Origin of the sequence: Vibrio sp. 10N.222.52.C12, assembly GCF_041474215.1 — a bacterium.
GTDB lineage: Bacteria > Pseudomonadota > Gammaproteobacteria > Enterobacterales > Vibrionaceae > Vibrio > Vibrio crassostreae_C.
The window spans coordinates 24,674-45,984 of the sequence record NZ_JBFRTR010000028.1 but is presented as its reverse complement, the minus strand read 5'-3'; the positions used below and the strand labels follow the sequence as shown (position 1 = coordinate 45,984).

General features: G+C 43.6%; 16 protein-coding genes and 2 pseudogenes. 6 read left to right on the top strand and 12 right to left on the bottom strand.

What is annotated here, in order from left to right; genetic code table 11:
- Positions 1-6: 6 nt before the first annotated feature.
- Both AB4623_RS05880 and AB4623_RS05875 read right to left on the bottom strand, forming a co-directional pair.
- Positions 7-1,689, bottom strand: a complete 1,683-nt coding sequence (locus AB4623_RS05880) for an aspartate:alanine antiporter (RefSeq protein WP_017060395.1) — start codon at positions 1,687-1,689, stop codon at positions 7-9.
- 249 nt (positions 1,690-1,938) lie between these two features.
- On the bottom strand, positions 1,939-2,202 hold the full coding sequence (locus AB4623_RS05875) for a GrxA family glutaredoxin (protein ID WP_009847069.1): 264 nt from the start codon (positions 2,200-2,202) through the stop codon (positions 1,939-1,941).
- Between the two features lie 406 nt (positions 2,203-2,608).
- Here AB4623_RS05875 and AB4623_RS05870 point away from each other — a divergent pair, with 406 nt between their 5' ends.
- Positions 2,609-3,901 carry an iron-containing alcohol dehydrogenase gene (locus AB4623_RS05870; protein ID WP_017060396.1) on the top strand — a complete coding sequence of 431 codons (1,293 nt, stop codon included), beginning with the start codon at positions 2,609-2,611 and terminating at the stop codon, positions 3,899-3,901.
- Between the two features lie 124 nt (positions 3,902-4,025).
- Here the strand turns inward: AB4623_RS05870 and AB4623_RS05865 are convergent, their stop codons facing one another.
- The 5 genes from AB4623_RS05865 to AB4623_RS05845 form a co-directional block, all read right to left on the bottom strand.
- Entirely contained in the window at positions 4,026-4,880 is an 855-nt protein-coding gene (locus tag AB4623_RS05865; RefSeq protein WP_004734686.1) for a MurR/RpiR family transcriptional regulator, read from the bottom strand.
- 358 nt (positions 4,881-5,238) lie between these two features.
- Complete coding sequence (gene panP, locus AB4623_RS05860; protein WP_017060397.1) at positions 5,239-6,882, bottom strand: pyridoxal-dependent aspartate 1-decarboxylase PanP; 1,644 nt, start codon at positions 6,880-6,882, stop codon at positions 5,239-5,241.
- A gap of 118 nt (positions 6,883-7,000) precedes the next feature.
- Positions 7,001-7,528, bottom strand: coding sequence for a hypothetical protein (locus AB4623_RS05855; RefSeq protein ID WP_017066066.1), 528 nt, complete (start codon positions 7,526-7,528; stop codon positions 7,001-7,003).
- Positions 7,529-7,702: 174 nt separating this feature from the next.
- Positions 7,703-8,608 carry a lysine exporter LysO family protein gene (locus AB4623_RS05850; protein ID WP_102428575.1) on the bottom strand — a complete coding sequence of 302 codons (906 nt, stop codon included), beginning with the start codon at positions 8,606-8,608 and terminating at the stop codon, positions 7,703-7,705.
- A 54-nt stretch (positions 8,609-8,662) separates the two neighbouring features.
- Positions 8,663-9,583: an HDOD domain-containing protein gene (locus AB4623_RS05845; protein ID WP_017066065.1), complete on the bottom strand. Its 921-nt coding sequence runs from the start codon at positions 9,581-9,583 to the stop codon at positions 8,663-8,665.
- Positions 9,584-9,941: 358 nt separating this feature from the next.
- Here AB4623_RS05845 and AB4623_RS05840 point away from each other — a divergent pair, with 358 nt between their 5' ends.
- Positions 9,942-10,523 carry a TfoX/Sxy family DNA transformation protein gene (locus tag AB4623_RS05840; RefSeq protein WP_017060401.1) on the top strand — a complete coding sequence of 194 codons (582 nt, stop codon included), beginning with the start codon at positions 9,942-9,944 and terminating at the stop codon, positions 10,521-10,523.
- A gap of 161 nt (positions 10,524-10,684) precedes the next feature.
- Here the strand turns inward: AB4623_RS05840 and AB4623_RS05835 are convergent, their stop codons facing one another.
- The 3 genes from AB4623_RS05835 to AB4623_RS05825 form a co-directional block, all read right to left on the bottom strand.
- Complete coding sequence (locus AB4623_RS05835) at positions 10,685-11,227, bottom strand: hypothetical protein (RefSeq protein WP_017065409.1); 543 nt, start codon at positions 11,225-11,227, stop codon at positions 10,685-10,687.
- 286 nt (positions 11,228-11,513) lie between these two features.
- Entirely contained in the window at positions 11,514-12,011 is a 498-nt protein-coding gene (locus AB4623_RS05830; protein ID WP_017065410.1) for a response regulator, read from the bottom strand.
- The gene (locus AB4623_RS05825; protein WP_017060404.1) at positions 12,004-13,947 is read right to left on the bottom strand and encodes an ATP-binding protein; all 1,944 of its coding nucleotides are present in this window, start codon (positions 13,945-13,947) and stop codon (positions 12,004-12,006) included. Before AB4623_RS05825 ends, AB4623_RS05830 begins: the two co-directional genes overlap by 8 nt.
- Positions 13,948-14,130: 183 nt before the next feature.
- Between AB4623_RS05825 and AB4623_RS05820 the strand changes: the two genes are divergently transcribed.
- From AB4623_RS05820 to AB4623_RS05805, 4 genes and pseudogenes are all read left to right on the top strand, one after another.
- The gene (locus tag AB4623_RS05820; RefSeq protein WP_017066064.1) at positions 14,131-15,393 is read left to right on the top strand and encodes a DUF945 family protein; all 1,263 of its coding nucleotides are present in this window, start codon (positions 14,131-14,133) and stop codon (positions 15,391-15,393) included.
- 163 nt (positions 15,394-15,556) lie between these two features.
- Entirely contained in the window at positions 15,557-16,651 is a 1,095-nt protein-coding gene (serC, locus tag AB4623_RS05815) for a 3-phosphoserine/phosphohydroxythreonine transaminase (protein WP_017065411.1), read from the top strand.
- 351 nt (positions 16,652-17,002) lie between these two features.
- A pseudogene (locus AB4623_RS05810) lies at positions 17,003-17,359 on the top strand (maltose/maltodextrin-binding protein); the annotation flags it as partial.
- Positions 17,346-19,070, top strand: a pseudogene (locus tag AB4623_RS05805) (GGDEF domain-containing protein); the annotation flags it as partial. The pseudogenes AB4623_RS05810 and AB4623_RS05805, both read left to right, overlap by 14 nt.
- Before the next feature lie 211 nt (positions 19,071-19,281).
- On the opposite strand, the gene AB4623_RS05800 reads toward AB4623_RS05805, so the two are convergent.
- Both AB4623_RS05800 and AB4623_RS05795 read right to left on the bottom strand, forming a co-directional pair.
- A complete protein-coding gene (locus tag AB4623_RS05800; RefSeq protein WP_372052352.1) occupies positions 19,282-19,998 on the bottom strand; it encodes a 3'-5' exonuclease in 717 nt (238 codons plus the stop codon).
- A gap of 5 nt (positions 19,999-20,003) precedes the next feature.
- A partial coding sequence (locus AB4623_RS05795) for a DUF294 nucleotidyltransferase-like domain-containing protein (protein WP_372145949.1) occupies positions 20,004-21,311 on the bottom strand: 1,308 nt, incomplete at its 5' end.

The window sequence follows — 21,311 nt, the reverse complement described above, 5'->3', positions numbered from 1 at the left end:
CAGATGCTAGCTAATTATGATGATGAAAGTACCTGCTAAGGTCATCAATATATTGGCTATCGCATAAGTACCCGCATAACCCAGAGCCGGAATCGTTGAGCGAGCGTGGTCATTTACGATGTCCATCGCTGGAGCGCAAGTTCGCGCGCCAATGATTGCACCGAACAACAAAGCTCGGTTCATCTTCAATACGTAAGCGCCAACCAAGTAAGCGAAGAATACTGGCAGCACACTCACTACTAGGGCAATACCTATTACCTGTGGGCCAACTTGGGTTAAGTGCTCAAATATCTTACCACCGGCGCTCAAGCCGATACCGACCATAAAGAACATCAAACCGAGGTCTTTGACCATGTTCAGAGCACCTTGAGGCACATAACCGAAAGTAGGGTGGTTCGCTCGTAGGAAACCAAGCATGATGCCCGATAGAAGCAGGCCAACCGCGTTACCTAGCCCAAACGATACCTGACCGAATGTCATGGTGATCAAACCAAACAAAATACCCAAAATGAAGAAGCTACAGAAGGCCATCAAATCCGCCATTTGGCTGTGGATTGAGATGAAACCAATTTTCTCAGCTAGGCCGTGCACTCGACTCTTTTCACCACTCACCTGTAGGACGTCACCTTTAGAAAGCACGATGTTTAAGTCCATCGGCATTTCAATCTGAGCACGTACTACGCGGTTAAGGAAACAGCCGTATTCAGACAGGTTTAAGTCTGATAGGCGCTTACCTGCGATACTGTCACTCTTAACGACGATCTCTTCTTCCACGATACGCAGATCGAGAAGGTTACGGTCGAAAACTTCTTTACCGTTACGGAAGCTTGGGTCTAGACGAGCGTGGCTATCTGGGAAACCAACCAATGCGATCTCATCGCCTTCTTGCAGAATTGCATCACCATCTGGATGGGCAAGAATACCATTACGTCGAATACGCTCGATGTAACAGCCTGTTTGGCGATAGATGCCCAGTTCACGCAGATTCTTACCGTCAGTCCAAGAGATGAGCTCTGGTCCCACTCGATAAGCACGAATAATGGGCAAGTAAACCTTACGCTGACCTGAAGCGCCTAACCCACGTTCTTGGGCGATTTGCTCTGCCGAGTCGTGTAGGTTCACTTTTTGAAGTTTTGGAATCAAGCGAGCAAACATAATCATACTGATTAAGCCAACCAAGTAAGCCATCGCGTAACCGACTGAAAGGTTTTCGATAATCAGGCTCAAGTCCATGTTTCTTGGTAATTCTGCAAGCCCAGAATTCAGAGCATCTTGAGCACCTACCAATATCGGCGTTGCTGTTAAGGCACCTGCCATCATGCCTGCAGATAAACCAAAGCCTAGGCCAAGGTAATGACTACTGAAATAGGTTAGGGCAATTGCGGTAGAAAGTACCACAAGGCTCAGAATGAGGTAGTGCTTACCGTCTCTGAAGAAGATACCGAAGAAGTTTGGTCCAGCTTCAATGCCAACACAGTAGATGAACAGCATGAAACCAATGGTGAGCGCATCTGCGTTAAAAGAAAAGCCAAGATGTCCCATGATAAGGGAAGTAATCAAAACACCGATTGAATTACCAAGTTGGAGGCTACCGAAACGAATTTTACCAATGGCTAATCCAATCGATAAAACAACAAAGATGAGGAGAATGGGGTTTTGTTCTAACAGAAAAACAACGTCGATATTCACGGTGGTCGCTCAATAATTGGCGTGGAACACAGGGTAAGTTTGAGAGGTGAATTGTATCTAAATATAAATAAATTATAAGCAATATTTTGTTAATTTACTTGATTTTGACCTTATTCTTATTCCGTATGAAAACTGGTCATAAAAAAGCCCGCTACAGTGAGCGGGCTTTCTATAAATCGTACAGTCTAACGCCTAAATGGGTCAGCTGTTTAAGGCTTTAGCCCTGATTCTCGTTTGAGAAATCCTAGCTTAGTCGAAAAGACCTAGGTTTTCTTTTGCGTATGCTTCAAATTCTGTGCAGCCGCCGATGTGGTCTTGGTCGATGAAGATTTGTGGAACTGTATCGACAGGTTTACCAACAGTCTTCTCTAGATCAGCTTTGCTGATACCTTCAGCGTGGATGTCAACGTAACGGTAGTTGAAGTCATCGCGTTTAGCTTTAAGAGTTTCAGCATGCTCTTTTGCACGAACACAGAATGGGCAAGCAGGGCGACCAAAAATAACTACAAACATTTAATTTCTCCTAAATACGGGATGAGGCTCGTTAACTCGATTATGTTAACTATTCTTTAGTGAATGCCACTCAAAATTTCATAAAACCAACTATGCCTCAATGCCATGGGGAAATAAAGATGGAATTACCTCTTAATACAATAGGTTTTGTCTATCAGAGCAAATAATGGTCACAAAAAGGATCCATGCTGATTTCTGATGGGTATTCAGATTGATTACCCTTAATTTAAGAGTGTGAATTACCCCTAAGAATACGACATTAATCCATCTTTAATGCGACAAGTTGCACCTCGTCAAAAAAAGCGCATACAGAACGAGGCATCTTAATACTGATGCACTATATAAAGGCTAAATTCCAATAACCAAGAGTTCGCAGTTTTGTTCGGTCATAGGCGCAGGAGGCACCATGTTTCAATTTATGACATCTACAAAGATCATCTTTGGTGATGGAGCACTTTCCGCTTCATTGTCTCTCTTTAATCAATATGGCTACAGCGTGCTATTGGTTACAGGCAATACATTAGAGCGCACTTCAATTGTTACTGACTATCTTGATGCGCAGAGTATGCGTTATCAGCACATTGCCGTTTCCGGTGAACCTAATATCAAAATGGTTGAAGAGGCGGCTATTTCTGCTCGTCGATTTAAGCCAGATATGGTTGTCGCCATGGGGGGCGGTAGCGCCATCGATATGGGCAAAGCGTTGGCTGCGGTTTTACCTAATCAAGGCAATTTATATGACTATGTTGAAGTGGTCGGGCGTAATGTTCCTCTTAAAACCAAACCACTTCCGTTTATCGCAATTCCAACCACAGCGAGTACCGGCGCCGAGGTCACTAAAAACGCGGTGCTGAAATCAGGCCAAGACCAAGTAAAAATCAGCCTGAGAAGCCCAGACATGCTGGCCGACGTTGCGATTGTCGACCCAACCCTAACTCATGGAACCAATCTATATCTATCTGGGCGAGGTGCGATGGATGCCTTTACTCATCTAATGGAAGCCTACGTGTGTGGTGAACCGAATCCGTTAACCGATATGATTTGTGAAGAAGGGCTGCGTAAGTTGAGTGGTTCTGTGGTTAAAGCGTGTGTTTATGATGAGCCTCAAGCGCGTTCTGATCTTGCTTTCGCTTCTATGCTCGGTGGTATGGCGATAACTAATGCCAAGCTTGGCGCAGCCCATGGTTTAGCCTCCGCACTAGGAGGTAAGATTTCTGCGCCTCATAGTGTGATTACCGCGCGTTTAGCGCCGTTTGTGATGTTGGAGAACATAGCCGTTGCAAAAGAGCAGCAAAGAAGCGACATCCTAGCGCGTTATCAGCGAATCGCTCAGATAGTAACAGGTAACGTAGAAGCAATAGAAGAGGAGGCAATTTCTTGGTTATCGGAAGTGCTTGATACGCTTAAGTTACCCAACTTGTTGGAATTTGGTGTCTGTGAAGCCCAGTTTGATGAGGTGTCTGCCGACGCGCTCAAATCAGTGGCGATTAAAGGAAACCCTTTGCCGCTTAACCAAGAGAGGCTCGTGCATATTTTGAAGCAAGTATGCGAGAAGTGCAGTTGTAGAGAAGGGCATCATGAGGGAGCTTCAATGAATCAAATTGGGCAAGAGCCAGCTGTCGAGTCGAGCTTTACCATTATCAATTCTTATGCGTCCGAAAACAGCGTGGTTGAGAAGGGCAATAGTTGGACTATCTAACGGTCTTAAACTTGTTCGTTGTATAAGTCATTTTATACAGACAAATAAAAACGGAGCTCTAGGCTCCGTTTTTTTAATTCAACTTGTTCTCTGGTCATCTGTTTTCAGTTCATGACTAAGCAGATTAGAACTGAGAGTACTTCTCGTAACGTGAATCACGAAGTGACTCTTTGACGCGCTTTAGGTTCTCTCTGAAACCAGAACCACGACGTAGCGTAAAGCCTGTCGCTAGCACATCGATAACCGTCATCTGAACAACGCGACTTGCCATTGGCATGTAAACGTCAGTGTCTTCTGGAACATCCAGAGAAATAGACAACGAGCTCGCTTTATCCAGTGGAGAATCTTTTGCTGTGATAGCAATAACTGTCGCACCGTTTTCACGCGCTAAGTTTGCAATCTCAACTTGGCTTTTAGTGCGGCCAGTATGAGAGATAAGAACAATAACGTCGTTATCACTGCAGTTAATGCAGCTCATTCGTTGCATCACGATGTCTTCGAAACATGTGATTGGGATATTAAAACGAATAAACTTGTTTTGAGCATCTTTGGCGACAGCAGAAGAGGCACCCAGTCCGAAGAACGAAATGCGTTTTGCTTGAGTCAGCAAGTCAACAGCACGGTTTACTTGCATCGCGTCTAGACTGTTTTTAGCAACGTCTAGACAAGCCATAGTTGATTCGAAAATCTTATGCGTATAAGCATCTGGACCATCATCTTCTTCAACATTACGGTTCACGTAAGGTGTACCGTTTGCCAAGCTTTGAGCTAGGTGAAGTTTGAAGTCAGGGAAGCCCTTTGTGTCTAATCGACGACAGAAGCGGTTAACTGTAGGCTCACTCACGTCAGCCATTTTAGCTAAGGTAGCAATGCTAGAATGAATTGCAGTTTGAGGGGAAGCCATAATTACTTCGGCTACCTTGCGCTCAGACTTGCTGAAATTTTCCAGGTTTTTTTGTATTTTTTCTAATGTATTCATAGTGTTCACAAGGGTATAGAGAACAACTTGCTAGTTAATATCTTTTACCAGGGGGTATGGCTGAAGCAAATATCAGTAAACACAAAGCCGATGTATATTCGGTTTCGTAAATACTGCTGCGTCAAATAGATATCAAGCTAACTAGCACCATAGAGTTAGTATAAACCCAACATACTATTTACTAATACAAAAACAGGGCATGAATGCTTAAGAATATGACAAACCTCAACAAAATTTTAGAAAACTACAGAATTGGAAGAGAGTTTGAGCAAAAAGAATGCAAAATGGGTATGAACTGACAGCTTAGTTACATCAAAAAGAAAGAAATTTTCAATTTGATGCAACTAAAATTGAATGACTATGCGTTGATTTGCGTAACCAGTTTGTTGATTTTGCCCATCAAGTTTGGTGCTAGTTTAGAGATCTCACGCTGTTCTTCAAGCACTGACGAAAGAATGTCATTGCCTGTTAGTGGGTTTGCTAATACCACGCGGAAAACGATGATTGGCTGATGTACCCATGCTTCAGGGTTTAAGCGTGTACGTGACACGAAAGACTTACCTGTTTCACGCTGCTTCTTCTGAATAAACTTAGTCAGCTCATTGAGCAATTCATTCAGTTCGACACGATGTTCAGGCTCAGCTTTAAGCAGTGCCGCTTTGACTGACTCAGGGACATAGCGATAAGTCAGTAGGCAAAGCTCAGGTTCTGAAACCAGCTCGAAGTCGCTCTGATCTTTAATTAGGTCGGCAAAGTAGCGCGCTTTGTTGATGCTTTGGTCGATCAGCAGTTCATAACCTGGGCGGCTAATGATGTGCATTGCGGCGTAAACCAGCATTGCCATACCTGAACGAGAACCTTCTAACGTATGGCTGCCTAAATCTTTTGAGCCTTTACGAAGAATGTATTGAGCATGATGTTCAATCGCAGTCATCGCATCTGGCTTCTTAAACAGAACCATACCCGCACCCATAGGGATATAAAGCTGTTTATGCGCATCAATCGTGACTGAATCCGCCAGTTCAATACCATCAAGTAGGTGACGATGATTGTTAGACATCAGAGTCGCACCGCCCCAAGCTGCATCAACGTGGAAATGACAATCGGATTCGGCACACACCTCAGCAATGTCTCTTAGCGGGTCGATATTACCGGTTTCGGTTGTACCAGCCACACCAATGACGGCGAAAGGTTTGATCTTGTTCTGCTTGAGCTGCTCGATCTTGAGTCTTAAATCATCAGTACAAATACGGTTGTCGTTATCTGTTTTAACAGACACTAGACCTTCTTGACCAATACCAAGGACATCCGCGGCTTTTTTCAGAGAGTAGTGGCCACGTTCAGAGACTAAGATGGCAAGTCCTTCGTAGTCGTAGTGCTTCATGGCTTTAAACAGGCCTTCTTTTTCTACACCTTTGAACGAACCTTGCGCTTTTAGTGCGTTGTTACGTGCAACCCAGAGCGCTGTAATGTTCGCGATGGTACCGCCAGAACAAAACGCACCTAAAGAGTGGTTTGCGCTGTGCATCCAACGAGAATAAAACTGGTCACTATCTTGATAAATCAGGCGATGTAACATGCCCAGAACTTGACGTTCTAGGGGAGTGAAAGCTTTTGAGGTCTCGATTTTTACTAGATTCTGATTCAACGCAATCATGATTTTTGAAAGCGGCATCAGGAAGTACGGCAACGCAGAGGTCATATGGCCAATAAAACTTGGCGAAGACGTGTGAACCGAATGAGACACAAGAGAATCGAGGAGATGCTCAGTATGTTCAGAAACAAACTCAGGCTGCTCTGGGATATGAGCATTTGAAAAATCTTTCTCAATTTCACGTAGCGGCTTTTCTTCAGCCACAATATGTTCACGTAAGAATTGATTCAGGTTTCGTGAAAGTTTGTCTTCAATTTGAGTGAGTGTTGAATCTGGGCCTTCAGGTACCGTGAAGATACGTAGAAGACTGTCGAAGCTAACATCTGCTGTTTTTTGTTCCGTAACCATAGCAAGCGAGTTATTTTTCTAATATTGACGCGAGCGGGACAATCTAAACGAAAACGGGAACAATGTCCCGTCTTAATTATGAAATCCAACTTCTCAAAAAAGCATATTAAATGCGGGGTTATTTACACTTAATCGCTTCAAGTTTACTGATCGACTGGTTGTAACGCTGCAGCGCTGAGTCGATTTGCTTAGGGTGACTAAGCAGCTCTGCAAAGGCAGAACGTAGTTCGTAGTTTTGAGCGTGAGGCGTTGATTGGCGGTCATCGAATGTTGTTTTCGCGATTTTACCAAGCTCATCATCACGTGTTGATAGCGTTTTAATGTCGTGTTGCTCAAGTTGCAACCAACCTTCTACAGGTTGCTCTGTTGCCACTTTGCTTGAGTCGTTTACTAAGTAGTAGTGAACCGCAGCACGGTTAAGCTCAAAGTGGTGCTTACGACCTTCTAGGAACCACTCACTCACTTCTGTTAGCTCTGGATATTGCTCAGAGGTTAATGCAGCAAGGTCGGCATACCAATTCAAAGAAGCGTCGATGTACGCATCATATTTTTTTGCTTGGCACTGGTTTGTCTCAGACATTGAATCTGCTGCAAAAGAGAAAGTAGAAGTTGAAGCTAGCAGTAATGCGACGCAAAGGCGTTTCATAGTGGTTCCTTTTGTAAGTTTATTCTTTTTATAACTTTGTCGTTACAGGTTACCGTGATCGTTATTTGTTGAGCAATGACACTTAGTGTCTTTTTATTTCGGTAACTGTATCGGTGTCTTGGGCATTGGTATTCGAGTTGCATTCTAATCTAAAACAAACGCTATTCCTGCGATCTAGTTAGCAAGAGATACAAAGAACAACATCAATATCGGAACAAGCAAGCTGAGGATAAAGCCACTGACGATAGCGATAGGCACACATCTAACGCCGCCTGTTGTTTGAATGACCGGTAAGGTGAAGTCCATCGCAGTCGCACCAGCATAACCAATGGAAGTGCATGGGTAGCTGCGAATTAGCACTGGAATCAGTACCAAGGCAACTAACTCTCTTAACAGCTCAAGCATGAAAGAAGCGCCACCATAGACAGGACCAAAGGCGTCACCCATTAAGATACCAGCCAGAGAGTACCAACCAAATCCAGAAGACATTGCCAAGGCTTTGAACAGAGGGATATCTAGGATGTAAGCCGCGATTACACCACCTAACATTGAGGTGATGATAATGGTGATTGCGATAACCATACCGTGCTTGTTGAGTAAGATCTGACGAAGTGTGAGTCCGCTATTACGCAGCTGAATGCCGATAAAGAATAGAAGAACAAACAGAATCCATTCGCTTGCGGTATCAACCCAATCAAGGCCAATAGGCAGCACTAAGCCAGCGATTAGCCCTGAACCTACCACTAAGATGAGTTTTGCAGATTCCATCGCCATAGAAGAGAGGGGAAGCTTATTCTTGCTACTGTCGGTTTTGAGTGGCAATAACTTATCAATAGCGGGCAGTGCCATTAGGTTACATACGCTTAAGCAGACAAAGAAAGTGACGGTATATAGAAGGATTGTCTGCAGGTTACTGCCTAGGTTATCGAGGGCGGCTAAGCTTAGTCCCATTAACGCCAGAATCACGTAGATCAACCGCGATGTTGAGCGGTTGATAAATTCTAATGTCTGAGCGTTCGAAATTGCAAAAAGATACCCCACGACGAGTGGCGCAAATATAAAGATCATCCCTGTAAACATGCTTTCCCCATTGCATTTACTTCATATTACACTTACTTGTAATTTAACAGTGACTTAGAAGCCGCTAGTATTGATCACGTCGCTTAGCTTTGCATTAAAATCATGCTTGCTCAAGTTGCTTAATTTATAAAGCACCTCTGCACCTGTCACGTTAAGTTCAACTTCGTGATCATCGATGTTCTCATCCTTGTTTCTGAACATCAGCAGGTGGTTAGCGATTCGAGCGATATCTAAGTAAGAGACTTCACGCTGTTCGTGGTTATTGATGGTATTGCTGCACACATCAATAAAGTCGCTGTCGAAGCCCCAACGGTTAAGCACCAATTTACTGGTAGCAGAACATTGGCCTTGGAAGATTTGTAGAGCGATGTCGTGATCTAGGTAATTGCCATTTTCGAGGTAGAGGTGGTATTCGCTAACCAAACAGAACAAACCAATATCAGCCAGTAATCCAACAAGCAGCGATTTTTCATGCTCAAGGTAACGGTATTCAGTAGGGGAGAGCTCTTTGAAGCTGTTGGTAACAAGCACCATAGTAGCGCCCAGCTCTTTTGATACAGAAGCGCTCTGAACCAATACCTTATTACATTCTTTACTGAGGTTGACTGAGTGTTTGAGTTGCTCAATAGCCTGAGCCGTCACGATGTCACGTACTCTTAATATGCCAAGGCGCGACACCGCCGTCATAATATCAACACAAGTAATATTACGTCGGTTAAAGACGACAGAGTTAGCCACACGAATGACAATAGCAGCGAGGCCTGGGTCTTCGAGTAAGCACTCGGCAACGTCAGCAATCCCAGTTGATTCAAGGGTACAAAGCGATTGAATCTTCAGTACAACGTTAGGGATAGGAGGAAGTGTTATTTTTCCCGCTGAGATAGAATGTCCAACAAGTTGGGCAAACTCTGATTCTAGACCCTTTAAGAGAAGAGTCTTATTTTGAGGTAGCCAGAAAAACGATAAATGATTCATATAAAAAGTAAAAACAGGTCTGTCCTGCCATTTTACAAGCCACGATGCTGCGAGGCAATACTCACCCGTCTACATAACCTTTAATAATTTGAACCGGTGTATCACTAGGTGTCCAAATTCAAGCATGGTTTGATAGTTTACTGTGAAGTCAATCATGAAAAACCGGAATACTCAATTGATTGATGTGAACTAAGTCCAGACTTATTTTTCTTTTCGAAGTATCATTTATTTAAAGGTGGAAAACGAAACCATAATATTCACCTATAGAATAAAAAAATAGATTTAAAATTTTTCGCATAACAAGCTGCTTGTCTGGTGATCAACCTAATCGGGGTAATTTGATTAAGGATCAACGGATATGACCGAGACAGCATTTATTAATTACGTGAATCAATTTGGTGAGCATCAAAAACGTTCTATGTTCGGAGGTATTGGCCTCTTTCAAAATGACGCTATGTTCGCTTTATTGAGTGAAGGTTGTTTATTCATTAGAGGTGGAAAATCATTAGATAAAAAACTGACCGATCTTGATTGTGAAAAGTATCGTCATGTAAAGAAGCAGACAACAGCAACCGTAAACTATTACGACATTACGGATCTGTTTACCTGTGAACATCCTGAATTGGATAGTATTATTCGTACTTCAATCGATAATTCAATTCAGCAGCGTAGCTTCAAGAAGTCATCAGCTAGCCGTAGATTAAGAGATCTACCAAACATGCAGCTTACGTTAGAGCGCATGGTTAAAAAGGCGGGTGTGGATGATGTTTCAATGTTTATGCAGTTGGGCGCACCTGAAGTGTTTAATAAGGTTCGCGAAGCGTACGGAAACGATGTTGACCTAAAACTACTTTGGAAATTTGCGGGTGCAATTGATGGTATTCACTGGAAACTATTACAAGAGCCACGCAAGCAGCAATTACTAAAGAGCTGCCACTAAAGAAGTTTACCTTATATGCTTAAGATTACTGTTAATAAATAAAAACCGAGGAATGTCCTCGGTTTTTTTGTTTCTGTCTTAGCCGGATTTCTTAAAAGACTAAGTATCAAAAGGCTAAGTGCTCATAGAGAGCTTATTTGCTAGGGCTTGAGCTTTAAGTATTAGTACTTGAAGCGAGCAGTGAACATAAGTTGGTCACCGTAGAAGTCGTTAATACGAGCTTCAGCACCTAAAGAGAAAAGCTCTGTAGAGTGGAAACGCGCGTAAACAGAACCTGTCCAATCATCGTTGTCATCGATAGAAACGTAACCACCTTTACCACCAACTTCTAGTTGTGGACCAAGCCATTGGCGAACACCAATGTTGATTTCCATACCGATATCAGTAGAGCTTGAGTTCTCAGGTTGAACGATACGAGCTAGCATTTCACCTGTTAGGTCTGCCCAGTTGTTTAATGGAGCGTGGAAACCAAGACCTACAGCTGAGTCGTAATCGCTTTCAAATTCTGAATCGATACGTGCTATAGCGTGAGCGTTCGGGTGAATGGACTTACTGAACGCACCACCAAATGTTACTGGGCTAGCACCGATACGTGCTTCAAAGTAATCATAGTTAAAGTTGCTCATTACCTGTGGTTGTTCATCAACAGCTAGTGCTTGACCAGAAGCCAATAGCATAGCGGTAGTAAGTAGAATTTTGCGCATAACGACCGTAAACCTATATTAGTGTTAATTCCTTTGGTTTGAGACAAATCGGCAAACCATAAACATTGAGACAGTTTAATCTAACTCACGGAAAAGTAATCCTTTAAAATGTAAAACCTTACTCATTTAGTTAAAAAACAAGCAAATTAAGGATCAGTATGTAACGGAGATCTCATGTTTAGGGCGAATGAGAAAAATAGACGAGCGAATTATCCAAAATTTGTATACATTCGGAAGGTTTTTATATCGGATGACGCTATTCTCAGTATCCATTAACCAATCAGTGCTATTCACCAAAACTGGTGCGTTTATCCGCCATTGAAGTCAGTATGCGCTCGGTATCTAAGATGGAAGTCCAGTTTAGCAATTGCTTGTCGTTGGCAATGACATAGTCAGTCAATTGTTGAGTAATCGTGTCTCTCAGTTGGTCGCCTTGCCAAGGTTTTGAAATATAGAAATCAAGTGCTGCGTTGTTAATGGCTGTGACGGTATCTTCTAGCCCAGCTTGCCCGGTGAGCAACAGCTTACGCGTTGGTTTAGTAGCGTCGTGTTGGTTGAGTTCGATCAGAAAATCAATGCCGGTTTCTTCTGGCATGATGTGGTCGCATAAGATTAACGCGAGCTTAATACCATCTTGTCCCATTTCTTTGATTACTTGCTTGGCTTCATCGACCGACTCTGCACCTTCAACCAGAAAGTTCTCTTCAAATATCGCCAAGTCCTGAAGGACACTATTGAGAACTTCAGGTTCATCATCGACACATAAAATTAGGTACTTATTCATGAGGTGCTCCTTCTTGTTTGAATGGAAGCCACACTTGCATGTTTGTATGGCTGCCTACCTCTGACTCCACCAAAATAAACCCTTGATGAGCCGAAACGATTTGTTGAGAAATGGATAACCCAATCCCTAAACCAAAGTTGCCTTCTTTTTTAGTCGTGAAATTTGGGTTGAAAATGGTGTTGATGTCTTCTTTGGCAATGCCGTGGCCAGTATCGGAGATTTGCACCACAAGAAACGCGTCGTCGCCTTTTGTCTGTTGAGAAGTGGTGATGGTCACTTTTCCTCGTTCAGATAGGGCATCGAGCGCATTGGAGATAAGGTTGGTCCACACTTGTTGCAGCGAGAGCGACTGGCACAATAAAGGCGGTAAGTCGGTATCGTAATGCTTTTCGAGTTGGTGGTGTTTAAGCCTGTTTTCGAAGATCACTAAGGTATCTTCAAGCCCTTCGTGGATATCTGTGTAGTGGCGAACTTCTTCATCTTCTCTAGCATAGCTTTTTAAGCTTTTGACCATATCGGCAATACGCTTGCTGCACACTTGAATTGAGCGGATAGAGTTTCCAACATAATGGTAATGCTCTAAGTCATTGAGCAGCTCTTTGCCTGCGACAGGGGACGCCTTTAATGTGTTTAGAACCGTAGAGTCTTGGCTTAGGTTTAGTCTCACGGCTTTTTTTGCTAAAGCACGGTCATTAATCGTCGACGTAAGATGCTTTACGAGCTGTCTTTCTTGGGCTGTTGATAGTGGCTTAGCTAACTTTGAATGTGCCAGTACGTCAGTCCCTTTATTGGACTCTGGAACGGATAGGTTTGCCAATATTTGGTCGAGATGGTCTGACAGAGTTTCGATGCTTCTTAATATGGCAGCAATCGGGTTATTCAGCTCATGTGCGACTCCCGCGACTAGCTGCCCGAGCATCGCCATTTTCTCTTTCTCGATCAGTTGTTGATGTGCAGACTCTAATGATTCTAGTGTCTGCTGCAGTTTGATCTTATTGGTGATGCTGCGTTGCAAACGTCGATTAAAATGACGGAGCAATAGATTGGTAAATAAAGGCAGCAGGGTATTGTTTGAATGCATCACCTGAGCAAAGCTATCTTTATCCAGTTTGATAACGCGAGTCTGCGTTAGGGTGATCGCCGTAGAAAACGAAGGCTCGCCTGTTACAAATGACATCCCGCCAACAATGTTCCCTTTGGAGTGACGTACCACTTCCCGCTGTTGCCCAAGTTCATCTTTCTTATAAAGAGCTGCTTCACCCTCAATGATCAGCCATAAAAAGCGATTGTCTTCGCCTTCCACAGTGAGTAGATGCTCGGGGGAATAGTCACGAATGGCCTTAGTTTTGTCATCTTTTGAAAACACATCTTGTAAGGCACTGACGACACGTTCTGCAAGGGCATTATCAGAAAGCTGGTGGTAGTCGTGAATGAAACCCGATTGGAAAGAGTGAATCTTTTGCTCAATGTGCGCTCTGAGTAAGCGTTGTTGATCCAATGCATCGCTGTAAGAGAGCAGGTTTTCTGAGTCGTATTGGATAACAAAAGAGGTCAGCTCTTTTTGCGCTGATTTGAACAGAACCTGATCTTGAACCGGTTTGGTTAAACAGTGGTTGAGCCTACCTTCATTCACAGCGGTTAAAATGGATTGAATGTCTGACGAAGCGCTGACTAATATCGTTCTTGCGGTATTACTATGGGGCAGCTGTTGAAGTTCAATCAGGAATTGCACGCCATTAAATTCAGAATGATGATGAGTGATCACCAAAGCAACGGTTTGGTTGTGATCATGAATATCTTCTAATGCGTGATGTGCGTCTTCTATGTTCTCGGCAGTATAAATATCGAATACAGAAGCCAACGGAGCCAGCTCCGAACGTATTCTTTCAATGCTAACCGGATTATTGTCCAAACAGATAACAGCGTATTGATTCACAGCTCAACCTTAATAGTAGCGACGTCTTTAGCCTAGCAAGAACCGCCGAATAAGGATGAGAGCTAGCCGTTAATTTATTGAGGCAATCGAAGTATCGAGCAATAGACTGATTTAACTCAATGTTTCTTGTTTGCTACTGATGGGTTAGACTAAAAAAAATAGACACGTGTAGAAAGAGAACTCATGGAACAGTTAAGAAAAATTGGTGCTATTGGCGGAGCAATCTCACTGGCACTTTGTTGGCCGCTAGCGGTTGGGCAAATTGGACAAAATGCGATTACCGATGGCGTTGCAAAGCTTAACAATTCAAGCATTCAAGCTGAGATCGTGGAATACGATAGAGGTTACTTGTCTTCCAACGTAACCACTCGTTTAACTGTGATGGATGAAAACCTGAAAGAGCAACTTGCGATTGATGGGTTGCCGAGTGAGTTTGTCATAAATAGTGCGGTTAGCCATGGTTTGGTGAGTCTAAATGCACTGTCGACGTTTGAGAATACCGATATTCTGCCTTTAACTCTGACCACTAGTACTGAGCTAAACGGCAACACTGACTTTAACTTTGAGTTAAGCCAGTTCAATCACCAAGGTTCTGATGAGAATGGGACTTCGGTCTCGATCACTAAATCGAATCTTTCTGGCCATGCGACTGTTTTAGGCCAAGTTGATTACGAGCTTTCAATCCCTTCAGTTCAAATTGATTTTGAAACCGGTGAAGAGGTAACGCTGTCTAATCTGAAAGGTGTGGGTTCAGGCCAACAAGCGAAAGGCTACTGGTTAGGTACTCAGAATTTTACTATCGATAGCTTCTTGGTTTCAGATTCTGCAATGCAGCCTTTCATGACCATTGAAAATTCTAAGTACGATTTTGAATCACATCTAGATGAAGCAACTAAGCGTCTGCGCAGCAACCTCAAGCTGGATATCGCAAACATCGAGACCAGTGAAGGCCAGTTGAACAACCTAAACGTCGATTTTGAAATGTCGAAGTTGGATAGCGAGTCGTTTGAGAAAATCTTTGAGATTTACCAATCTAATCCTGTGATGACGCAAGAAGACGTTGCAGAGATCATTCCATTTATCGATATCCTGTTTGCTAAAGGTTTCGACCTTTCAATGAACAACATGTCGTTAGAGTTAGGTAAGGGACAGTTCGAATCTAAGTGGTTGGTGAGCGTGCCGGAAGGGACCGAAAACATCAGCAGCAACCCTTCGATGATCATGCCTGCATTAACGGGCAACGTTCACTCTAGCTTCTCAAATGAACTTGTTGAAGAGTATCCATTCATCCGTGAAGGTATCGATGAATTGCTTGTGATGGAAATGATCAAGGAAACAGACAGTGGTTATGAAATCAGCGCTGACTTAGAAAATGGAAACCTAGTGTTCGAAAATGGACAAGAAATTCCATTAATCGCTCTACTTATGCCGGTTTTTGTTCAATAAACAGAGCAGGCGTGAATACTGATAGGGTGATTTAGCAGGTTAAGCTTAAACATTTTATACGGTACAAAACAAAAGAGGTCTTAAGACCTCTTTTGTTGTTTTTATGTTGGGTAAAACATGGTATTACTTGCATAGTTATTATTTAGCAGGAGCAATCATCCCCATGGAACTTACATTAGATAACGTATTCAACTTCAGTGCTGGCCCAGCTGCACTGCCTAAACCGGTAATGAAACAAGCGCAAGCGGACTTTATTGATTGGAATGGTTTAGGGACTTCCGTGATGGAAATCAGCCATCGCAGCAAGGAATTTATTCAAGTTGCTGACGAGTCCGAACAGGACCTACGTGATCTTCTGAACATCCCAGACAACTACAAAGTTCTTTTCTGTCAGGGGGGCGCTCGTGCTCAATTCGCTGCTGTTCCTCTAAACCTTTTAGGTGATGCGACGAAAGCGACTTACATTGATGCGGGTTACTGGGCAGAAAGTGCAGTGACTGAAGCGAGCAAATATTGCGAAATCGATGTATTCAACGCGAAGACGTCAATTGATGGTAAAGCAGCGGTTGTTCCAGCTAAAGATTGGAAAATTGACCCGGAAGCTGCGTATGTACATTTCTGTCCGAATGAAACCATCGATGGTATTGAAATCAGCGAGCTTCCTCAAACGGATAAGCCAATCGTAGCGGATATGTCATCTAACATTCTGTCTCGTAAGATTGATGTGTCTCAGTACGGTGTTATCTACGCGGGCGCGCAAAAGAATATCGGCCCTGCGGGTATCTGCATTGCAATCGTACGTGATGATCTACTCGAACTCGCAAACGACGTGTTGCCGAGTATTCTGAACTACAAAGTACTTGCTGAAAAAGACTCAATGTTCAACACACCACCAACGTACGCTTGGTACCTATCAGGCCTTGTGTTCAAGTGGCTGAAAGCTCAAGGTGGCGTTGAAGCGATGGAGCTGGTGAACAAAGAGAAAGCAGCGCTGCTTTACGATGCAATCGATAGCTCAGCTTTCTACAAAAACGATGTTCACACTGCAAACCGTTCTAGAATGAACGTGCCGTTCCAACTGGCGAAACCTGAGTTAGATGGCAAGTTCCTAGAATTGGCTGATGCTGCAGGTCTGAAATCACTGAAAGGGCATAGAGCAGTAGGTGGAATGAGAGCTTCACTTTACAACGCAATGTCTCTGGAAGGCGTTCAAGCGCTGGTTAGCTTCATGAAAGATTTCGAAGAGAAATACGCTTAATCGATGATAGGGCTTTGACTGATAAATTGCTTATTTGATTTTTATTGTGTCGAATGCACCGAACGAGACAGATGCCGCTTTTGCGGCATTTTTTTTGTCGTTAATAATAAAGGGTATGGTATGTTGATTTATTGTAAGAACAGTCATTCAGAGATATGACGGATGTATCAGAATGAGCAGACCTTTCTCTTAAAGCGAGAGTATCAACTGTTATTTAGGCACTTTTTACTATATAACGTGTCGCCCAAAGCTAGGTCTCTAATCATGAGCAGTGAGCGATAAGCCGCATCGCCCGGTTTATTGATGGGCGATTAAAATCCAACGTCTAATTTTTACCACAAGGAACCAAGTGTGAGGTTATTGAGTCTATTTGCGATGCTATTTCCGGCCGTTGCTTGTTCATCCACACTTGAAATATGGGCTGGTATTAATTATGAAACGGCCGATTATGTAAAAGAACATATCGAAGCGATGACTGATCATCGTGTAGAAATTCGTTCGTTTGACGTCAACAGTATTCGTTCTGAACTGCTTGTTGCTGATCCTAGAGACAATACCTTTCCCGACGCCATCTGGGTTCCTTCTGACTTCTTAGGTCTAACTGAATATATCGATTTAGCGACGCTTCCTGATGCTTGGGTCGATACCCAACGCTATGAGAAAAAAGCGCTTGATGCAGTGGTCATCAACGGTGAGCTTAACTCAATGGTATTCGCATGACCGATCATTGATTAAAGCGGGTGGTAATATCTTTTTCTCGAGTGTTGTTTGGGACAAGATGGATAGCTTCAATGCGCTAGCGGAGAGTGTGTCCGCGACTTATATTCTGGACCAAAACTGGAAGCCCATTTATGACAGCAAAGGCAGCTTGTACCATTTTGAGCAGAGCCAGTTATTAGAAAGCTTGAAGCGTCCTCAATCGGTTTATGGGCAAGGGAAATTGTTCCACACCGAGTTTACCGAAACTGAAGTGGCGGATAATGCCGCTGCAGGTATCGCTTTTGTCGCGCCGATTTTACCTTATCTTTTGATAGAAGGTTCTACATACACGCCGCAGGGTTATCTTGTGGTTCTTATGGGGTATGACAGACTTAAGACTAAAGTGACGCCTTTCCTTTATCAAAATGAGTCGGTTGAGTTTAACTATATTGGTTCAACGGATGCTCAATCTTCTGAACAAAGTGCGAACATTATCTCTATCGACAGCACATTCTTTACCGACAAATTGGTACTGAACGTCAAACATCATATTTCCGACAGTGAGCGTTTATTAGAGATGCAACAAGCTCAGGTGGTCTTTGTCAGAATATTGGTGGCGACGCTTGCCATCTCGATTGTGTTTGCTCTGTTCCTAAGCCGCTGGTTCTCAGGGCAGTTAAACTTGTTGGCTGAATCTGTTACGTCGTATTCGCATAACCAGTCACCGACTCATAGTGTGGATGAACATCGTTTTACAGAGTTCGTCACGCTGAGTCGTTTATTGGAAACCTTGTGGGGTCGCATACAATATCAAGTCCGTGAGCTTACCGAAAGTAACGATAAACTCGAAAGATTTAATGTTCAGCTAGAGGACTTAGTCGAAGAGAAAACCAGCAAGTTAACTAATTCGCTCGCGCGTGAAGAATCCCAGAAGCATCGTATTTTGAAGATCGTTCAGTTTGCATCATCAAGACACGCGGCTGAATATCGGTTGATTCCTCAAATGGTCGATCAAGAGTTAAAGACATTACTTGTTCAACATTCGATTCAGTTTCATTTTAACCGGACTGGCGAGGCTGACCTGATACTCTGTGACTCACAGGGGACGGCGATCGGGTATTTTTGTTCAAGTTCATTTGATGTCCTCAGTGAAGAAGATCTTCTGATTTTTGACATGTACCAAAAACAGTTAGCTGGTTGGCTAGAGCTCGAAAATATTACACGGATTAACATGCCGACTGGCTGTTTGAATCGTAAAGCTTTTAATGAAGATCTCGAATTCAGTAAACGCAGCATTAACGACAATCAAAATCAGATTTCTTTGATCATTATTGATATCAATGGCTTGAAAACGACCAATGATGTTCATGGGCATGAGACCGGGGATGAGCTGATACAGCGCTGCGTAGACGTAATCAGCCACGAATTGACACCTGCCAGTAATCTATACCGTTTGGGTGGAGATGAATTTGCGGTGCTTACCTTAACGTCTGGTGAGTCGAGTTCGCTCAATGTCGCAAAGATGACTGAGCAGTTGTACATTGCTCAGGAGCAACAGGCAATCGAGACTAAAGCGGGTATCTCTATTCCTGTCAGATTCTCGATTGGTGCAGCCTCTAGTGATTCAACAGACGTTGAGCAATTGTTCTCAGTCGCTGATGAGAATATGTATCAGCAAAAGCGTCTTTATTACCAAACGTTGTCTGTGGTTGGGAAGTAATAATGCCAATCGCGCTGACAAATAGCGATCACGATTTTCGACGTCCATTAGAGCGGAACTGCTGCGGTGTGACGCTATAATATGTTTAAACGCTTATGGGAAATGCGCTTAGTCGGGCCAACCGTTGCTTAAACACAGACGATAAAAATGAAAAAGCCCACCAATGGAAAGTTGATGGGCTTTGTGTTTGTATTTAGCTTACGTAACTCAGCTAGAGCCAGAAACTCTTCAGAGGCATCTCAGAGTCAAAGTGATGAGCAATTTGCGCTTGGAGTAGCTCAGCGGTCGCAATAGCGTCAGTTAATGCATGATGCGGCGTGTAGTCGGGCAGATGGTATCGACGACGACTCTGACCCAGTCTCACTGAAGCTGGCTTCTTACCTTTCAGCTTATTCCACAAGCCGCCAGCCAGTTTATTTTGGATCTGAGATTCAATCTCCAGCGTGTCGAGGACTGGGAACTCAATGCCTTCACCGAGTCGCACTTTCAATGCATTGTCCAAAAAGTCACGTTCGATACGACGATAGTGAACCACAGGGATATGCCCCGCCATTGATTCTAAGATCTCGCCCAACACTTCGCTAAGGTCTGGCGCATCAATGATGTCATTGTGAGTGATGCCATGAATCACGACAGACTCTTCTTCTAACTTCTGTTTTGGTCTCAGCGTCCAGTGTTTGGCTTGTCGCAAGTAGATGCGATTGAGCGTAAATGGCACTAAACCAATGGTAATGATGCCGTCTTTGTTTGGGTTTAACCCCGTCGTTTCAAAGTCGACAGCCAAGAACATCACTTCTGAAAGTGGCGTATCAGGCGCAGGAAGAGGCTGGCTGTAAAAGTACTTTAAGCGCTCGTCTCTCGCTCGTTCTAGCTTCTGAGCAAACTTAAATGGCCAATCGACCGCAGGTGATCTGAATAGTTTGTTCATAGGCCCTACTTAAACTTGTTGCTGGCTTGATAACGGAACTTAAGGAAGTTTTGTGCATTACTTAATATTTGGAATGCATCCTTTAGGTTACGTCGTTCGAAGTCAGACAGGTTCTCTGGCTCGATGTTGTTATCGGGCTCGATGTTGTTGTCGACATCGTGTGCTTGGTGGCGAATACGAACCAGAGAGATAAACTCCATCGCATCTTTCAAATCTTGAGCTCGGCCTTTCGGCAGAATACCAGCGTCGATAATGTCATCTAAACGTTCGAACGAGTTTTTAGAACGAGAGGCTACCGCCAGTGAGTGAACACGAATCAAATCGGCCAGTGGCGCAGTACCACGACGCTTAAGATTGATTGAGTTGTTGTGGCGGCCATCTTTCTCCATCACGAAATCTTTGAAGAAGCCGAGTGGCGGTGTGCGGTTAAGAGCATTACGTGCAAGACACGCCAAGAAGCGGTTGTTCTTACGTGCGCGTCGAACAATAAAGCTATTCAATTGCTCAGCCCATTTCAGGCGACCATAAACGCCATCTAAGTCGAAGAAGATTGAAGCATTTAACAGTGCTTTCGGGTTTGGATCATCAATCCAATCGGCAAAGCACTCTTCCCATTGTCGACGAGTCATACGCCACGTTGGGTTAGTCGCCATGATATCGCCAGTACAATACACATAGCCACACTGATCTAAGCCATCACAAATAAAGGTCGACAGCTCCTCAAAGTATTTACCGTGCTTTTTCTCGTCGTAGGTATCATCAAGAATGATTGCGTTATCTTGGTCGGTAACCAGCAGCTGCTCATCACGCCCCATAGAGCCCAGTGCGAGGAAACAGTAAGGAATAGGCGACTTGCCCAATTTCTCTTCGCCCAGTTCGATAATTCGCTGCTTAAAGCTACGACCAATTACCGACATTGCAGTACCCACCATGTGGGCGTTGGCATCTTCGTTAACTAAGCGCACAAAGCTGTCTTTTACTTGCTCGGAAAGCACCTTCAGATCTTCGATACTTTGTTGCTGGAAGATACTACTTACCAATAACAGCGAGTTTTGAGACTCATAACGAACAATATCGGTCGCTTCGATAATACCAATCGGCTTCTTATCTTTAAGCACTGGTAAATGATGCACGTTATAGCGAAGCATGGTCATCATAGCTTCGTATACGTAAGCATTGTGATCGAGAGAGATAACCTCAGGTGTCATTACGCTAGAGACTTCATCCGATGGGTCAAGCCCTTCAGCTAAAACGCGAGTACATAAATCTCGGTCGGTGATGATGCCAATCACGGGTGTTGAGTCATCTTCATC

Bases quoted from the DNA above. Each gene is read 5' to 3' on its own strand.
- AB4623_RS05845 (WP_017066065.1), bottom strand. From the start codon at position 9,583: ATGAATCATTTATCGTTTTTCTGGCTACCTCAAAATAAGACTCTTCTC.
- AB4623_RS05830 (WP_017065410.1), bottom strand. From the start codon at position 12,011: ATGAATAAGTACCTAATTTTATGTGTCGATGATGAACCTGAAGTTCTC.
- AB4623_RS05850 (WP_102428575.1), bottom strand. From the start codon at position 8,608: ATGTTTACAGGGATGATCTTTATATTTGCGCCACTCGTCGTGGGGTAT.
- AB4623_RS05835 (WP_017065409.1), bottom strand. From the start codon at position 11,227: ATGCGCAAAATTCTACTTACTACCGCTATGCTATTGGCTTCTGGTCAA.
- AB4623_RS05855 (WP_017066066.1), bottom strand. From the start codon at position 7,528: ATGAAACGCCTTTGCGTCGCATTACTGCTAGCTTCAACTTCTACTTTC.
- panP (WP_017060397.1), bottom strand. From the start codon at position 6,882: ATGGTTACGGAACAAAAAACAGCAGATGTTAGCTTCGACAGTCTTCTA.
- AB4623_RS05820 (WP_017066064.1), top strand. From the start codon at position 14,131: ATGGAACAGTTAAGAAAAATTGGTGCTATTGGCGGAGCAATCTCACTG.
- AB4623_RS05840 (WP_017060401.1), top strand. From the start codon at position 9,942: ATGACCGAGACAGCATTTATTAATTACGTGAATCAATTTGGTGAGCAT.
- AB4623_RS05875 (WP_009847069.1), bottom strand. From the start codon at position 2,202: ATGTTTGTAGTTATTTTTGGTCGCCCTGCTTGCCCATTCTGTGTTCGT.
- AB4623_RS05865 (WP_004734686.1), bottom strand. From the start codon at position 4,880: ATGAATACATTAGAAAAAATACAAAAAAACCTGGAAAATTTCAGCAAG.
- AB4623_RS05870 (WP_017060396.1), top strand. From the start codon at position 2,609: ATGTTTCAATTTATGACATCTACAAAGATCATCTTTGGTGATGGAGCA.
- serC (WP_017065411.1), top strand. From the start codon at position 15,557: ATGGAACTTACATTAGATAACGTATTCAACTTCAGTGCTGGCCCAGCT.
- AB4623_RS05800 (WP_372052352.1), bottom strand. From the start codon at position 19,998: ATGAACAAACTATTCAGATCACCTGCGGTCGATTGGCCATTTAAGTTT.